Raw genomic sequence first — 15,229 nt, 5'->3', positions numbered from 1 at the left:
GCGTCACCGGTGGTGCCCCGTGTGGTGTTGGGGGCGGTGGTGTTCGAGGTGTCGGGGGTGGCGGGGAAGTTCGGGACCTTGCGGGTGGTGCTGGGCGGGGCGGTCGGGCCGACCACGGCAACGACGACGTCCGGGGTGAGCGGGGTGACGCCGGTGGTCTGGTTCGGGGTGCTCGCCTGAGGGGGACGGTTCTGCGGGGCCGAGGTCGGGGCCGGGGCCGGGGGTGCCGGCCGTGTGTCGGCGGGCGGGTTCGCCGGCGCGGCGGGGGTGTTGGCCGGCGGGGCGCTCCCGGGTGGGGCGGCCGGGGGCGCGGTGTTGGGCGGAGTGGAGGTGGGGGTTGGTGAGGTCGGCGTGCTCGCGGGCGGCGGAGCAGCCGGAGGCGTGGTGGGCGCGATCGGTTGCGCTGTGGGTGGGGCGGGCGTGCCGGCAGGTGCCTGAGCGGCGGGTGGCTGTGTGGTGGGTGGCTGTGTGGTGGGCGCGGCGGGTGCGGTGACCGGCGGTGCGGCTGCGGGGGTGGCAGGCGCAGGCGGGGGCGTGGTGGGCAGGGGCGGTTGCGCGGCGGGCGGGGCAGGTGAGGTGGCGGGCGGCGCGGTGTTGACGGCCGGGGTTGCGGGTCGTGGCGCGGGCTGGGTGTCGGGCGTTGTCACCCGTGCCGTTGCGGATGGCGGCGGCGCAGGGGTGTTGGGCGAGGTCACCGGGGTCGCTGCGGGCGCGGGTGCGGCGAGGGTGGCGGGTGGCACGGCCGGTGGCGCGGCTGTGACCGGCGGCTTTGCGGCCGGAGGCGCGCTGGCCGGCGGCGGGGTGGTGGTAACCGGCGGCGCGGCGGCCGGCGGCGTCGCGGTCGGCGGCGTCGTGGTCGGCGTCGTGGTGACCGGCGGCGTGGTGGGGCGCGCGGTCGGGGGTGTGGGGTTGGTCGGGGTGCTGGCTGGAGGGGTGCTGGTGGGGGTGGAGGTTGTGGGTGCGGGCGGTGATGGGGGTGCGGTGGGGCGTGGGGCGGGAGGGGGTGTGGCTGGGTCGTTCTTGGGCGCCTTGGTGATCGTGCCGTCGTCTGCGGGGAGCTTCGGGGCGTCGAACGTGCCCTTGCCCGGGCCGCCGGTGAACTTGCTGGAGCGGTCCGTCGACGGGGTCGCGGCGGGAGCACCCGCGGCCGGGGCGGCTGCCATCGGGGACAACGGCGGGGTGCCGGCGGGGGACGGGGCGTTGGACGTCGGCTTCGGGGTGGTCGACGGGGGTGCGGTGGCCGTGCTGGGGGCGTCGGTGGTCGGCTTCGGGGCCTGGGGCGGTGTCGAGGGCGAGGAGACCGGCGCCTTGCTGATGGTGCCGTCGCCCGCCGCGGCCTTGGGGGCGTCGAACGTGCCCTTGCCCGGACCGGCGGTGAACTTGCTCGAACGGTCGCCCGCACCCGAGGCACCCGGTGCGCCGGACGCCATCGGACCGCCTGCCATCGGGGGCGGCGTGGCGGTGGGAGCGCCGGACAGGGCGCTGGAGATGCTGCGCGCCGCCGTGTTCGCACCGGGCTGAGTGGACACACCGGTGCTCGGCGCCGGGCTCAACGTCGTGCCGCCCGCGGTGCCACCCGGGGTGCGCGAGCCGCCTGAACCGCCCGCCACGTTGCCGATCGGCCCTACGGGGGAACCGCCAACCCCGCCGGTCCCCTTCGGAGCACCCGGCGAGTTCGAGCCGGAGGCACCGGCCACGGGGGTGATGGGGCTGACCGGCGGCCCGGCAGTCCCCTTGGAACCACCGGGCGAGTTGGGTCCGGAAGCGCCGGGGACGTTGGTGATCGGCCCGACCGAAGGTCCGCCCAAGCCCTTGGGACCTGCCTGGGTGTTGGGTCCGGACGCGCCGGGGACGTTGGTGATCGGGCTGACCGGAGGTCCGCCGAGACCCTTCGAACCACCGGGCGAGGTGGGTCCGGAGGCGCCGGGAACGTTGGTGATCGGCCCCACCGACCGCCCGCCGGAACCCTTCGACCCGCCGGACGGATCAGGCCCCGAAGCGCCGGGCACCTTGTGCACCGGCGTCACGGCCGGTCCGCCGGGACTCTTCGCGCCACCCGAACCGTTCGGCCCCGACGCACCCGGCACCTTCTGCACGGGCGTCACGGCCGGTCCGCCGGGCCCCTTCCCGCCACCCGACCCGTCCGGGCCGGACGCGCCGGGCACCTTCTGCACCGGCGTCACGGCAGGGCCGCCGGGACCCTTCGCGCCCAGCGGCCCGCTGCCGGGCGAACCGGGCGGCCGCTGGGCGTTCGAGTTCGGGTCGATCTTGCTGAACTGGTCCTTGCTGAACTGGTCGTTCTGCACGTGCGTCTGCGCCGTGGCCCTCAGCCCCGACTGGACGTTGCCCATCGCGGTCGAGGCGTTGTTCGCCTGCTTCACCGACGCGTCGTTCGAGTTGTTCAACGCGGGCACGGCGACGATCCCGATCGGCCCCAGCGCGTTCGGCCCCAGCTTCAACCCCTGCAGCCCGGCCGAGATCGCCGCCAACCTCGACTGCAGGTCACCGGCCTTGCTCTGCAACCCCTGCATGGACGACTCGTTCATGCCGAACCCGGAGTTGCCCGTCGGCCCGCCCGACGAGGGCGGCGGGGACGGTGGTGGCGCGGACTGGTTGCCGCCCGAGGAGCTCGGGTTGCCGTCGACGCCACCACCGCGTGCCATGTTGCTTCTCCGGAGTTCTCAGGTGGGCAGTGCCGGGAGTGCAGTGCCGGGGGTGCGGGGGCCGGTAGTGCCGGGCCGGTAGTGCGGGGCCGGGACCGGCCGAGTGGTACCGAGCCGGCGGCGGCGCTAGCCGGCCTGGGCGGAACTGGTGGACGTCGCGTTCGGGTCCGGCTGCGAGTACTTCGACTGGAACGACTCGTAGCTGGACTTCGCCGCCTCACCGGCCGACTTCGCGTCGTTCACGGCCTGCTCGACGGTGGCGCCCGCCTGCTCGGCCTTGCGCGACGCCTCCTCGGCCGCCTTGATGTCGGCCTCGCTGCCCGACGCGAACGCCTTGGCGTTGGCCTCGGCCGCCGCCGCGTTGGCCGCCGCGAAGTCGGCGTTGGCCTGCGAGTACCGGGCGTTCGCCTCCTTCGCCGCGTCGTTCTTCGCCGCCATGTCGCTCTCGGCGGACGCGCGCGCGGGGTCGTCCGGGCCGGGGTTGTTGCGCTTGTACTCCTCGTAGGCGGCCTTGGCGGCCTCGTCGGCGGGCTTCGCCGCGATCAGCGCGTCGTTGCTGGCCTTGGCCGCGTCGGCGACGTCCCGGCTCTCCTGCGCGGACTTCTCGGCCAACCGGGCGGCGTCGGCGCGGGCGGTGTCGGCCTCGGCCTTGGCCGCCTCGTACTTGGCCATCGCGGCGTCCCGGCCGGCCTGGTCACCGCGTGCCGCGGCGGCGTTGGCCTCGGTGACGAACGCGTTGGCCCGGTCGTTGGCGTCGCTCGCCTTCTCGGCCGCCGCGTTCAGGTCCTCGTTGGCCTTCTTGGCCTCCTCGGCGGCCGCCGCCTCCGCCTCCTTGGCCTTGGTGTACCGCTCGTTGGCGTCCTCGGCCTTCTTGTTGGCGTCGGCGACCTTGTCGTCCTGCACGTCCTTGGCCAGCGCCTTGTCGATCTCGCGGTCGACGCCCTTCTGCGCCTTCCACGACTCGTAGCCGACCTCGGCGACGTCGGCGATGTTCTCGAACCGGTTCCAGCCCTTGCCGACCTTCTCGGTGATGTCGTCGAGGTTCTTGATCCGGCCCATCTGCCTGCCGAGCGCGGCGGTGACGCGGGCGATCCGGGACGCGATGTTCACGCCCAGCGCCACGGCCTTGCCGACCGCCACGCCGATGAACGCGACGATCGACGCGCCGAAGGTGAAGAACGCCGCCGCGGCCGCCGCGATCGCGCCCGCGAGCAGGGAGCCGAGCAGCTGGGCGATCAGGTCGCGCACGATGTCCCGCAGCACGGACACCAGCACGCCGCAGATGGCGACGATCTTGGCCTTCTGCTCGACCGCGTTGGCCAGGGAGTCCAGCTCCTGGCCCATCGTGTCCATGTTCTTCTGGAACGCCTCGGACGAGGCGCCGGTCCACCCGTCGAACGTGACCAGGCCCTTGCGGTGGTCCTCGGCCAGCACGCGCAGCTCGGCGGCCTGCTTCTTGGTCGCCTCGACGTTGGCGTTGATCTCGTCGGGGTCGCCCATCAGCTGGTCGAGCGGTTCTTTGAGGAACGACACGTGCTCGATGAGCCAGCCGATGCCCGCGCCCAGGATGGTGCCGAACGGGTCGACCGCCAGCATCGCCATCGACGACGCCGTGCCGATCGCCGCGAACGTGATGTCCAGCGCCTTCTCGGTCTCGGTCTCGGCGTCCTTGCCGATGGTGGTGATCATCTCGTCCCACGCCGAGATGAACAGGGAGCCCTTGAACTTGTTCTGCTCGGTGATCTCCATGCCGGGCGGTGAGGAGATCGGGGTCTCGGGGGCGGTCATGGTTCAGGCTCTCCTCGTCACCAGGGCTGGTTGTCGTCGTCCTCGTCGTCGACCGGGCGCGACGCGCGCACCGGCCGTGACGGCGGCTGCGCCGGCCGGCCCGGCGCGGGCGGCACGGCGGCGCGGACGGAGGGGGCGGCGCGGACGGGCTCGGGCTCCGGCTCCACCTCGGCCGGGCCGTAGTCGCGCTCGTGGTCCTCGGGCCCGTCGTCGTCGGGGATGGCGTCGCTGACCATCCGCATCGCCTCGGTGCCCTCACCCAGCGGCTCGAACGCGGCCATCACGTTCCGCGCGGCCTGCTTCTGCGCGACCCGGACCGTCTGCATGATCAGCGCGGTGAGCCGGGCGGAGCCGAGCTCGGTGGCGCGGTGGCCCAGCCGGATGTCGAGCAGACCCCCGTTCGGGCCGACCGTGACGGTCACCGCACCGTCCGGGCTGGACGCCGTGGCCTGGGAGTTCTCGAAGTTCTCCTGGAGGTCCGCCGACTTCCGCTGCAGGTCGGCCAGCTTGGCCTCGAAGTTGTCGAGCCACTGCTGGGGGTCCAAGGTCAACCTCCTGGGGTGGATACCGGTGCACCCTCGAGTCGACCGGAACCCGCCAACGCCGCCCCAACGCCCCACCAACGGGTGAGCCTGCGGTGTCCCGAACCCCCGCTCGCACGCCACCCGGCCCGTCCCGCGCCGGACCTCGGACCAGCGGTGATCGACCGCCGCGCCAGTCGGTCGGGGTAGTCGGCGAATCACGCCGAGTGGCGGCGCCGAGTGATCCCACCAACGATTAGGTCACGTGCGGACCGGTACGTGCGCAGGTCTCATTACTACGGGGTACGGTTCGCCACTCGGAAGCCCCGACGTCCAACCGTCGGGATTTGTCTGCTCCTCGATGAGCAGGGAGGGAGACGAGCCGTGCGTCGTCGAATGCGTGGCCTCGCGGTGGCCGCGATCGCGCTGACCAGCGTTCTGTCGATGGCCGCCTGCGCCAAGGACACCGGCGGTACCCAGCCGGGATCGACCAACACCGCCGAGGGCTGCAAGCTGGCTGACAAGCCGCCGGCCGCCGCCGCGACGTCCAGCGCCGCCACGTCGGACGAGAAGGTCGACGGCAGCGCGCTCAAGGTCGGCCTGGCCTACGACATCGGTGGTCGGGGCGACGCGTCGTTCAACGACTCGGCCGCGGCCGGCCTCGACAAGGCCAAGGCCGACTTCGGCATCGCGGAGGTCAAGGAACTGACCGCCGCGCCGAACGAGCCCGAGGACGCCAAGCAGACCCGGCTGCGCCAGCTCGCCGGCGAGGGCTTCAACCCGATCATCGGTGTCGGCTTCGCCTACGCCGAGTCGCTGAAGGTCGTCGCGCCGGAGTTCCCGAACGTCAAGTTCGCCATCGTGGACGGTGCGGTCGAGGGCGCGGCGAACGTCACGCCGCTGCTGTTCGCCGAGGAAGAGGGCTCGTTCCTGGCCGGCGTCATCGCCGCCTACAAGTCCAAGTCCTGCCACGTCGGCTTCGTGGGCGGCGTGGAGATCCCGCTGATCCAGAAGTTCGACGCGGGCTACGAGCAGGGCGCCAAGGCCGCCGCTCCGGACATCAAGATCGAGAAGAAGTACCTGACCCCGGCGGGCGACTTTACCGGTTTCCAGGACCCGACCAAGGGCCAGGAGGCCGCGACCGGCCAGGTCGAGGCGGGCGCCGACGTGCTGTACCACGCCGCCGGCGCGTCCGGCAAGGGCGTGTTCTCGGCCGCGAAGACCGGCAACGCGCTGGCCATCGGCGTCGACTCCGACCAGTACAACCAGAAGACGGTCGAGGAGTCGAAGGACGTCATCGTCTCGTCGATGCTGAAGCGCGTCGACGTCGCCGTGTACGACTTCGTCAAGGCCGTCGCCAAGAACGACCTGGCGAGCCTGCCCAAGGTGTTCGACCTGTCCGTGGACGGCGTCGGCTACTCCACCTCCGGCGGCAAGATCGACGAGAACCTGAAGGCCGTGCTCGAGGGCTACAAGGCTCAGATCATCGCGGGCAAGATCGACGTCAAGGACAAGCTGTAACCCCATCCGGCCTCCGGCGCACTGGGCCCTGCGAGCACACTCGCGGGGCCCAGTGCGTGGTTAGCCCCGGCGCAGCCGGAGATCAGACGGAGCTTCCATGAGCACTACCACCCCTGCCGTCGTCCTGTCGGGCATCACCAAGCGCTTCCCCGGTGTCGTCGCCAACAGCGACGTCCACCTGAGCGTGCAGGTCGGCGAGGTGCACGCGCTGTGCGGTGAGAACGGCGCGGGCAAGTCCACCCTGATGAAGATCCTGTACGGGATGCAGCAGCCCGACGAGGGCACCATCGAGGTGGGCGGCCAACCGGTCCGGTTCCGCACCCCGGCCGACGCGATCAAGGCCGGCATCGGCATGGTGCACCAGCACTTCATGCTCGCCGACAACCTGACCGTGCAGGAGAACGTCGTGCTGGGCGCGGAGTCGCTGCACGGCATCGGCGCCAAGGCCCGCAAGCGCATCCTGGAGCTGGCGGAGGCCACCGGCCTCACCGTCGACCCCGCCGTGCTCGTGGAACGCCTCGGCGTGGCCGACCGGCAGCGGGTGGAGATCCTGAAGGTGCTGTACCGCGGCGCCAAGGTGATCATCCTCGACGAGCCGACCGCGGTGCTCGTGCCGCAGGAGGTGGACGAGCTGTTCACCACCCTGCGCGGCATGCAGGAGCAGGGCTTCACGTTCCTGTTCATCTCGCACAAGCTGGACGAGGTCCGCGCGATCGCCGACTCCGTCACGATCATCCGCCGCGGCACCACGGTCGGCACCGCCGACCCGAAGGCGGTCAGCTCCCGCCAGCTCGCCGAGATGATGGTCGGCAGCGAGCTGCCCAGCCCCGAGACCCGCGAGTCCACCGTCACCGACCGCGTCGTGCTCAAGGTGGAGAACCTCGGCCTGGTCGCGGTGGAGGGCACCCGACCGGTGCTGGACGACATCGACCTGGTGGTGCGCGCGGGCGAGATCGTCGGCATCGCGGGCGTCGAGGGCAACGGCCAGACCGAGCTGGTCGAGACCATCATGGGCATGCGCAAGGCCCACCACGGCCGCGTGCTGCTCGGCGACCGCGACCTGACCAGGCTGGGCACGTTGGCGCGCCGCGAGGCGGGCATCGGCTACATCCCCGAGGACCGCCACCGGCAGGGCCTGCTGCTCACCCAGCCGCTGTGGGCGAACCGCATCCTCGGCCACCAGACCCGCCGCCCGGTGTCGAACGGCCAGTGGCTGGACCTCGCGGGCGCGAAGGACGACACGCGGCGCATCGTCGAGGAGTTCGACGTGCGCACGCCCGGCATCGACGTGGCCGCCGTCGCGCTGTCCGGCGGCAACCAGCAGAAGCTCGTGGTGGGCCGTGAGCTGGCCGGCGACCCGGTGCTGCTCATCGCGTCGCACCCCACGCGCGGCGTCGACGTCGGCGCGCAGGCGTTGATCTGGGACGAGATCAAGAACGCCCGCGCGCGCGGCCTCGCCGTGCTGCTCATCTCGGCCGACCTCGACGAGCTGATCGGCCTGTCCGACACGATCCGGGTCATGCTGCGCGGCCGGCTGGTCGCGGACGCCGACCCGGCCACGGTCACCCCGGAAGACCTCGGCAGCGCGATGACCGGCGCGGGCGCCACGAGCGCCGCCGTCGCCGAGCACGCCCCGGGCGGCGCGCACGCCCGCGGCGCGGAACTGGAAGGCGAGTAATGGGAATCTTGCGCGGCAAGCTGCTGCCGCCGGTCCTGGCGATCCTGTTCTCCGCCCTGCTGTGCGGCATCGCGCTGGTGGTGTCCGGCGCGAGCCCGCTGCGGGCGTTCGGGGTGATGCTGTCGCAGGTCGGTCAGGGCACCACCGCGGTGGACATCGTCAACAGCACCGGCACGTACTACATCGCGGCGCTCGCGGTGGCGATCGGGTTCCAGATGAACCTGTTCAACATCGGCGTCGAGGGCCAGTACCGGGTCGCGGCGGTCGTCGCGGCCGTGGTCGGCGGCTCGATCGCCCTGCCACCCGGCCTGCACGCCCTGGTGATCATCCTGACGGCCGCCGTCGCCGGCGCCCTGTGGGCCGCGATCCCGGCGATCCTCAAGGTCACGCGCGGCGTCAACGAGGTCATCTCGACCATCATGATGAACGGCCTCGCGCTCGGCCTCGCCGCGTACCTGATCGGCGCGGACGTGTTCGGCGAGCTGCGCGGCAACAACATCCGCACCCCGGAGATCCCGGAGTCCGGCTGGGTGCCCGGCATCCCGCTCGGCTCGTCCGGCACGGTGTTCGGCCTGGTCTTCCTGGCCGCGCTGCTGGGCATCGGCTACTGGGTGATGATGAACCGCACGCGGTTCGGGTTCGAGCTGCGGGCGTCCGGCGAGTCGTCCACGGCCGCCGCCGCGGGCGGTGTGAACGCCAAGAAGATGGTGCTGATCGCGATGCTCCTGTCCGGCGCCATCGCCGGCCTGGTGTCGATGCCCGAGATCCTGGGCCGCGACCACACCTACAACCTGAACTTCCCGGCCGGCATCGGGTTCTCCGGCATCGCGATCGCGCTGCTGGGGCGCAACCACCCCGGCGGCATCGCGTTCGGCGCGCTGCTGTGGGCGTTCCTGGACAAGTCGGGTCTCGCCCTCGACAACGTGGGCGTGCCCCGGGAGATCGTGACGATCATGCAGGGCGCGATCGTGCTGTCGGTCGTCGTGGCGTACGAGGTGGTCCGCCGGTTCGAGGTCGCCGCCCAACAGCGGCAGGTCGGTCGGCAGCTCGGAACGGTGGATGCGGCATGAGCACTTCGTTGATGAACCCCGCCGAGGCGCCGCTGGCCGTCCCGCCGCCTCGCAAGGCACGTCGCATCCCCGGCTGGGCCGTCGGCGCCCTGGGCGTGGCGGGCGCGGTCGTGCTGCTGTCCACCACGTCGTACCTGACCGGTGTGCCGCAGCTGACGTCCACCGGCACCATCCAGACCGCCGTGCGGCTCGCGCTGCCGATCCTGCTGGCCGCGCTCGGCGGCCTGTGGGCGGAACGCGCGGGCGTCGTGAACATCGGCCTCGAAGGCATGATGATCATGGGCACGTGGGGCGCGGCGTGGGCCGGCTACCAGTGGGGCCCGTGGGCGGCGCTCGTCGCGGCGGCCGTGTTCGGCGCGCTGGGCGGACTGCTGCACGCGATCGCGACCGTGACGTTCGGCGTCAACCACATCGTGTCCGGTGTGGCGATCAACCTGCTCGGGGCGGGCCTCACCAAGTACCTGTCCACGTTGATCTTCTTCCCGCTGTCGAACAACCCGCGAGAGTCGCCCGCGGTGCCGAAGTTCGACACCTACTCGGCGTCCGGGCTGTCCGACTGGCTCGGTCGGCTGGAGGCGCAGCAGCGGGTCGGCCTGTCGGACGTCGCCGGCATCCTGCGCGGCCTCGTCACGGGCGTGTCGCCGCTGACGATGCTGGCCATCCTGTTCGTCATCGGCAGCTACCTGCTGCTGTGGCGGACCCGGTTCGGGCTCCGGCTGCGGTCGTGCGGCGAGAACCCGGTGGCCGCGGAGTCGCTGGGCGTCAACGTCTACCTCTACAAGTACGTCGCGGTGATCGCGTCCGGCGCGCTGGCCGGCATCGGCGGCGCGGCGCTCGTGCTCAACCCCGGCCAGCCCGGCTACCTCGAAGGCCAGACCAACGGCCGCGGGTTCATCGGCCTCGCCGCGATGATCTTCGGCAACTGGCGGCCCGGCGGCCTGCTCGGCGGCGCGGCCCTGTTCGGGTACGCCGACGGGTTGCAGCTGCGGTCGGGCGGCAAGACGTTCCTGGCGCTGGTCTACGGCGCGGTGCTGCTGCTCGCCGTCATCGTGATCTGGCAGCTCGTCCGCCGCCGCTGGTTCGCCGCCGCGTTCGGCATCCTCGCCGCGGGCCTGCTGTACGCGGTGTACTACTCGGTGGACGAGGTGCCGAGCGAGCTGACCACCTACGCGCCGCACCTGGTGACGTTGATCGTGCTCGGGGTGGCGTCGCAGCGATTGCGCATGCCCGCGGCCGACGGCGTGGTGTACCGCCGTGGCTGACGTCGTCGTCGACTGGGAGCTGCTGCGGGCGCGTGCCGTCGAGGCCGCCCAGTCCGCCTACTGCCCGTACTCCGGGTTGCGAGTGGGGGCGGCGGCGGTGTGCTCGGACGGGCGGATCGTCGTCGGCTGCAACGTCGAGAACGCCGCCTACGGCGTCGGGCTGTGCGCCGAGTGCACGTTGGCGGGCCAGTTCTTCCTGACCGGCGGTGGCCGGCTGGTGGCGCTGGCCTGCCGCAGCGGCGCCGGCGACCTGCTGATGCCGTGCGGGCGCTGCCGCCAGGTGATCTACGAGCTGGGCGGCGGGGCCTGCCTGGTGGACACGCCGTCCGGGGTGCTGCCGATGACCTCGGTGCTGCCGGACGCGTTCGGACCGGAGGATTTGCCGTGACCGGGGCGACGGGGAACCACACCGCCGTGGACGTGATCCGGGCCAAGCGCGACGGCGCCCGGTTGACCGACGACCAGATCGACTGGGTGGTCGACGCCTACACGCGCGGTGCGGTGGCGGACGAGCAGATGTCCGCGCTGGCCATGGCGATCTTCCTGAACGGCATGGACACCGCCGAGACGGCACGGTGGACGCGCGCGATGGTGCGGTCCGGCGAGCGGCTGGCGCTGGACGTCGGCCGGCCCACCGTGGACAAGCACTCGACCGGCGGCGTCGGCGACAAGATCACCCTGCCGCTGGCCCCGCTGGTCGCCGCGTGCGGCGCCGCCGTGCCGCAGCTGTCCGGGCGCGGGCTCGGGCACACCGGGGGGACGCTCGACAAGCTGGAGTCCATCCCCGGGTGGCGGGCGCAGCTGTCCGTGGACGAGGTGACCGCGCAGCTGCGGTCGGTCGGCGCGGTCGTGTGCGCGGCCACGTCGGGTCTCGCGCCGGCGGACAAGAAGCTGTACGCGCTGCGGGACGTGACGGCGACCGTCGAGTCCATCCCGCTGATCGCGTCCTCGATCATGTCGAAGAAGATCGCCGAGGGCGCCGACGCGCTGGTGCTCGACGTGAAGGTCGGGTCGGGCGCGTTCATGAAGTCGCTGGACCAGGCGCGGGCGCTGGCGTCGGCCCTGGTGTCGATCGGCGTGGACCACGGGTTGCGGATCAGCGCCCTGCTGACCGACATGTCCGTGCCGCTCGGTCGGGCGGTCGGCAACGCGGTCGAGGTCGCCGAGTCGGTCGAGGTGCTGCGCGGCGGCGGGCCGGCGGACGTGGTCGAGCTGACCGTGGCCCTGGCGGAGGAGATGCTGTCGCGTGCCGGTGTCACGGCGTCGCCGGCGGACGTGCTGGCGTCCGGCGAGGCGTACGAGACGTGGGCGCGCATGATCCGGGCCCAGGGCGGCGACCCCGAGGCGCCGTTGCCGGTGGGGCGGCACAAGCACGTCGTCACCGCTCCGGAGGACGGCTACCTGACCGGCCTGGACGCCTACGCGGTCGGTGTGGCGGCGTGGCGCCTGGGCGCCGGCCGTGCCCGCAAGGAGGACCCGGTGCAGGCGGGCGCGGGCGTCCTGTGCCTGGCGAAGCCGGGCGACCGGGTCGCCAAGGGCCAACCGCTGCTGGAACTGCACACCGACACCCCGGACGCCGTGCCCGCCGCGCTCGACAGCCTGACCGGCGGGTACGCGATCGGCGACGCCCCACCGACCCGCGGCCCCCTCGTGATCGAGACGATCCGGGGCTGAGCTCTGCCTGACCCGTGCCTCCGGCAACTGTGTCGGAGGCACGGGCGCGGGCCTGGGTTCCGGCGGGTTGCCGTCTCGCGTTCCGGCGCGCTCGGGCGGAGTTCCAGGGGTTAAGTGCTTGCCCGCCGCCGGGCTACGGGCCGGAAGGCCGGCGGAATTGTCGGACCCCTCCGGCAGAATAAAAGCAGGGGTCCCCTGGGCGGGCAGGGTTCCGGCAAAGTCTTTTGTGCTGGTTGGGGCTGGATGAGAGCGGGCACGGCGCTCTGGTTGATCATGTGAGTGTCTAAGTCGCATGATCTTGGGAGTGCCGTGCCCGCCTTGTCATCCTGCCTGATGCCCGTGGTCGTGGACCGACTGGCCCCGATGCCGGTTGGGCAGGTCGTGGACCTGCGGGTTGTTCTTGACCGGGTGCCGGATCCGCGTCGGCGTCGGGGTGTGCGGCATTCGCTGGCCTCGATCCTGGCGTTGGCCGCGTCGGCGGTGGTGGCGGGTGCGCGGTCGTTCGCGGCGATCGCGGAGTGGGCGTCGGACGCGCCGCAGCAGTTGTTGCAGAGGCTCGGTGTCCGGTTCGACACCGGCCGGGGGCGGTTCGTGGCGCCGGAGGAGTCCACGGTGCGGCGGGTGTTGTCGAGGGTGGACGGTGACGCGCTGGACGCGGTGATCGGGGCCTGGTCGGACTCCCGGCTGCCCGACCGGGACCCGGCCGATCCGCCGCGGGCGGTGGCGGTGGACGGCAAGTCCGTGGCCGGCACGTTCGGCCGCGCCGGCGGCTCCGGGGTGCACCTGATGGCCGTGTTCCGCCACGACGACGGAACCGTGGCCGGTCAGCGGCAGGTCCCCACCGGCGGTGAGTTGGCCGGGTTCGCCCCGCTGCTGGACACGGTCGACCTGACCGGGACGGTGGTGACCGCCGACGCGCTGCACACCCAACGCGATCACGCCCGCCACCTGCACGATCGCGGGGCGCACTACGTGTTCACCGTCAAGACCGGCTGGCCTCGGGTCTACGCCCGACTCGATTCGCTGCCCTGGGACGACATGCCCCGCCTGGTCTTCGAGGAACAGGGTCACGGCCGCACCGAACTGCGCACCGTGCGGGTCGCCCCGCTCGGGGACCCCGGCTTCGGCGACGTGGACTTTCCCCACGCCCGCACCGCGTTCCTGGTCGAGCGCTACCGGACCTGCCACGCCACCGGCCGGCGCGGCGCCTACGCCGTGCTCGGAGTGACCAGCCTGACCGGCCGCGACGCCCACCCGGCCCGCATCGCCGACCTGCTCCGAGGCCACTGGAACATCGAGAACCGGCTCCACTGGGTCCGCGACGTCACCTACGGAGAAGACGCCTCCCGCATCCGCACCGGCAACGCCCCACGCGTCATGGCCTCACTGCGCAACCTCGCCATCAACGCCCTACGCCGCACAGGCCACACCAACATCGCCAAGGGGTTGCGCACCATGTCACGCAACCCCCGACGACCACTCCAACTCCTCGGAATCACCGACTGAACAGCACAAACGACTTTGCCGGAACCCTGCCCTGGGCGGGGACGTCTGCGAAGCACTGCGGGTGGAACCCGCGACATCACGGCGGCACACGAAGAGGCCCGGCCCGCGCACTGCGGACCGGGCCTCTCGGCTCACGCGATCAGGCGCCCTCGGCGATCAGGCGCCCTCGGCGGTCAGGTCGTCGTCGTCCACGTTGTTCCGGTTGTCGCCCGGCTTCGGCCCGTTCTTCCGGGTCCGCCGCTGCGGCCGGGGGAGGGCGGTGGGCGGCGGGGGCGGGGTGGGCGAGCCGCCGCCGAGGATCAGCTCCGCGAACGTCGCCATCGCCTCGTCCAGCTGGCCGCCGATGCGCAGCTCGGACTCCTGGTTGCTCTTGCGCACCATGGTGGCCATCGAGTCGGCGTCCGGCCGGGCGGACAGCGTGCCCTCGACCTTGGCGATGCCCTGCTCGACGACGCCGGACAGCTCGCCGAGGCGCGCCGCGAAGTCGTCCTCGACGGAGTCGAGGCGGGTGGTCATGGTGTCCAGGCGGGACGTGACCTGCTCCAGGCGCTGCGCCAGCGCCTCCAGGCGGTCCGTCGCGTCGACCTGGTCGCGGGTCTCGTCCAGCGCCGCGTGCAGCGCCTCGCGGGCCTCGTCCAGCTTGCCCGTCACGGTGCTGCGGGTGTCCGCGAGCGACGCGTTCAGCGACTCGCGCGTCTCCGCGATCGTCGCGTGCAGGCCGTCGCGCGTGCTGTTGAGGTTGTCGCGCGTCTCGTCCAGCTTGCCGTGCAGCGCGTTGGTCGTGTCGGTCACCGACCGCTGCAACGCCTCCCGCGTGCCGTCGAGGTGCTCGTGCACGCCCTCGTCGACCTCGTCCAACCGGCCCCGCAGCGCGGTCTCCAGCGCTTCGATGCGCTCGCGCAGCGGACCCGTGACGGCGGCCGGCACCTGCTCGACCTTGCCGTCCTGCTTGTCCAGGTGGCCGTCGAGGTCGTCCAGCCGCTTGTGGATGTGGGCGAGCTTGTCCTCCAAGCCGTCCATGCGGCCCGCGACACCCTCGAACCGGCCGGTCACCCCGTCGAGCCGGCCGTCGAGCTGCGCGAACGGCTTGGCGAGCTTGTCGACCAGCCCCTCGACGGCGCGCCCGATGCCCTGGACCGCCTGGTCCTGCGCCTCCAGCCGGGACAGCGCCTCGTCCAGCCGCTCGGCCAGCACGCTGACCTCGGTCCGGTCGGGCAGCTCGGACAGGCGCTTGCGAACGGAACCCAGCGACTCGAGCGGGGACATCCGTGCGTGGATCTCGTCCAGTGCGTCGAAGATCTGCTGCTGTTCGCTCTCACGGATCTCCGCGGCGCGCGTGAGCATGTTGCGCATCCGATCGAAGGACATCGTGGAGTTGTTGTTCTCGTTCACGGCTCGGGTGCCTTCGTCCAGGGGAGGGGAGACCTCCGGGAGCCTAGCCAGGTTGGGGCGGCGAGCTGTAGCGCCCCCCGGCGGGGACCGCCTGTCTCGGCCTTGCGTGTACTCCGTTCGAGTTACGGTGGCCGACCCTACCGGAGGGTAACCC

13 protein-coding genes are annotated in these 15,229 nt (G+C 72.3%); 10 read left to right on the top strand and 3 right to left on the bottom strand.

The window, feature by feature from the left end; translation table 11 throughout:
- Positions 1 to 21: 21 nt before the first annotated feature.
- The 3 genes from ACRAKH_RS31220 to ACRAKH_RS31210 all read left to right on the top strand — a co-directional run bounded on the left by ACRAKH_RS31220 (position 22) and on the right by ACRAKH_RS31210 (position 2,745).
- Positions 22 to 180: a hypothetical protein gene (locus ACRAKH_RS31220; RefSeq protein ID WP_380728592.1), complete on the top strand. Its 159-nt coding sequence runs from the start codon at positions 22 to 24 to the stop codon at positions 178 to 180.
- 396 nt (positions 181 to 576) lie between these two features.
- Positions 577 to 1,521, top strand: a complete 945-nt coding sequence (locus ACRAKH_RS31215) for a hypothetical protein (RefSeq protein WP_447009470.1) — start codon at positions 577 to 579, stop codon at positions 1,519 to 1,521.
- 414 nt (positions 1,522 to 1,935) lie between these two features.
- Positions 1,936 to 2,745, top strand: a complete 810-nt coding sequence (locus ACRAKH_RS31210) for a hypothetical protein (RefSeq protein ID WP_447009469.1) — start codon at positions 1,936 to 1,938, stop codon at positions 2,743 to 2,745.
- Between the two features lie 44 nt (positions 2,746 to 2,789).
- Here the strand turns inward: ACRAKH_RS31210 and ACRAKH_RS31205 are convergent, their stop codons facing one another.
- Both ACRAKH_RS31205 and ACRAKH_RS31200 read right to left on the bottom strand, forming a co-directional pair.
- A complete protein-coding gene (locus tag ACRAKH_RS31205) occupies positions 2,790 to 4,451 on the bottom strand; it encodes a hypothetical protein (protein WP_380730198.1) in 1,662 nt (553 codons plus the stop codon).
- A gap of 17 nt (positions 4,452 to 4,468) precedes the next feature.
- The gene (locus tag ACRAKH_RS31200; RefSeq protein ID WP_447009468.1) at positions 4,469 to 4,996 is read right to left on the bottom strand and encodes a YbaB/EbfC family nucleoid-associated protein; all 528 of its coding nucleotides are present in this window, start codon (positions 4,994 to 4,996) and stop codon (positions 4,469 to 4,471) included.
- A 372-nt stretch (positions 4,997 to 5,368) separates the two neighbouring features.
- Here ACRAKH_RS31200 and ACRAKH_RS31195 point away from each other — a divergent pair, with 372 nt between their 5' ends.
- The 7 genes from ACRAKH_RS31195 (at position 5,369) to ACRAKH_RS31165 (ending at position 13,683) form a co-directional block, all read left to right on the top strand.
- The gene (locus ACRAKH_RS31195; RefSeq protein ID WP_380725261.1) at positions 5,369 to 6,493 is read left to right on the top strand and encodes a BMP family lipoprotein; all 1,125 of its coding nucleotides are present in this window, start codon (positions 5,369 to 5,371) and stop codon (positions 6,491 to 6,493) included.
- Between the two features lie 97 nt (positions 6,494 to 6,590).
- Positions 6,591 to 8,171, top strand: a complete 1,581-nt coding sequence (locus ACRAKH_RS31190; RefSeq protein WP_380725257.1) for an ABC transporter ATP-binding protein — start codon at positions 6,591 to 6,593, stop codon at positions 8,169 to 8,171.
- Positions 8,171 to 9,241 (top strand): ABC transporter permease, encoded by a 1,071-nt coding sequence (locus ACRAKH_RS31185; RefSeq protein ID WP_380725255.1) that lies wholly within the window; start codon positions 8,171 to 8,173, stop codon positions 9,239 to 9,241. Before ACRAKH_RS31190 ends, ACRAKH_RS31185 begins: the two co-directional genes overlap by 1 nt.
- Entirely contained in the window at positions 9,238 to 10,503 is a 1,266-nt protein-coding gene (locus ACRAKH_RS31180) for an ABC transporter permease (protein WP_380725253.1), read from the top strand. The genes ACRAKH_RS31185 and ACRAKH_RS31180 overlap by 4 nt, the downstream gene beginning before the upstream one ends.
- The gene (locus ACRAKH_RS31175) at positions 10,496 to 10,891 is read left to right on the top strand and encodes a cytidine deaminase (protein WP_380725251.1); all 396 of its coding nucleotides are present in this window, start codon (positions 10,496 to 10,498) and stop codon (positions 10,889 to 10,891) included. Before ACRAKH_RS31180 ends, ACRAKH_RS31175 begins: the two co-directional genes overlap by 8 nt.
- On the top strand, positions 10,888 to 12,177 hold the full coding sequence (locus tag ACRAKH_RS31170) for a thymidine phosphorylase (RefSeq protein WP_380725249.1): 1,290 nt from the start codon (positions 10,888 to 10,890) through the stop codon (positions 12,175 to 12,177). The genes ACRAKH_RS31175 and ACRAKH_RS31170 overlap by 4 nt, the downstream gene beginning before the upstream one ends.
- Before the next feature lie 333 nt (positions 12,178 to 12,510).
- Positions 12,511 to 13,683 (top strand): ISAs1 family transposase, encoded by a 1,173-nt coding sequence (locus ACRAKH_RS31165; RefSeq protein ID WP_447009467.1) that lies wholly within the window; start codon positions 12,511 to 12,513, stop codon positions 13,681 to 13,683.
- Between the two features lie 156 nt (positions 13,684 to 13,839).
- Here the strand turns inward: ACRAKH_RS31165 and ACRAKH_RS31160 are convergent, their stop codons facing one another.
- Positions 13,840 to 15,051, bottom strand: coding sequence for a hypothetical protein (locus ACRAKH_RS31160; RefSeq protein WP_380725245.1), 1,212 nt, complete (start codon positions 15,049 to 15,051; stop codon positions 13,840 to 13,842).
- Positions 15,052 to 15,229 lie beyond the last annotated feature (178 nt).

The organism is Saccharothrix hoggarensis (assembly GCF_052936025.1).
Note: the sequence above shows the minus strand (reverse complement) of the source record. Positions and strands in the feature narration are given on the sequence as shown.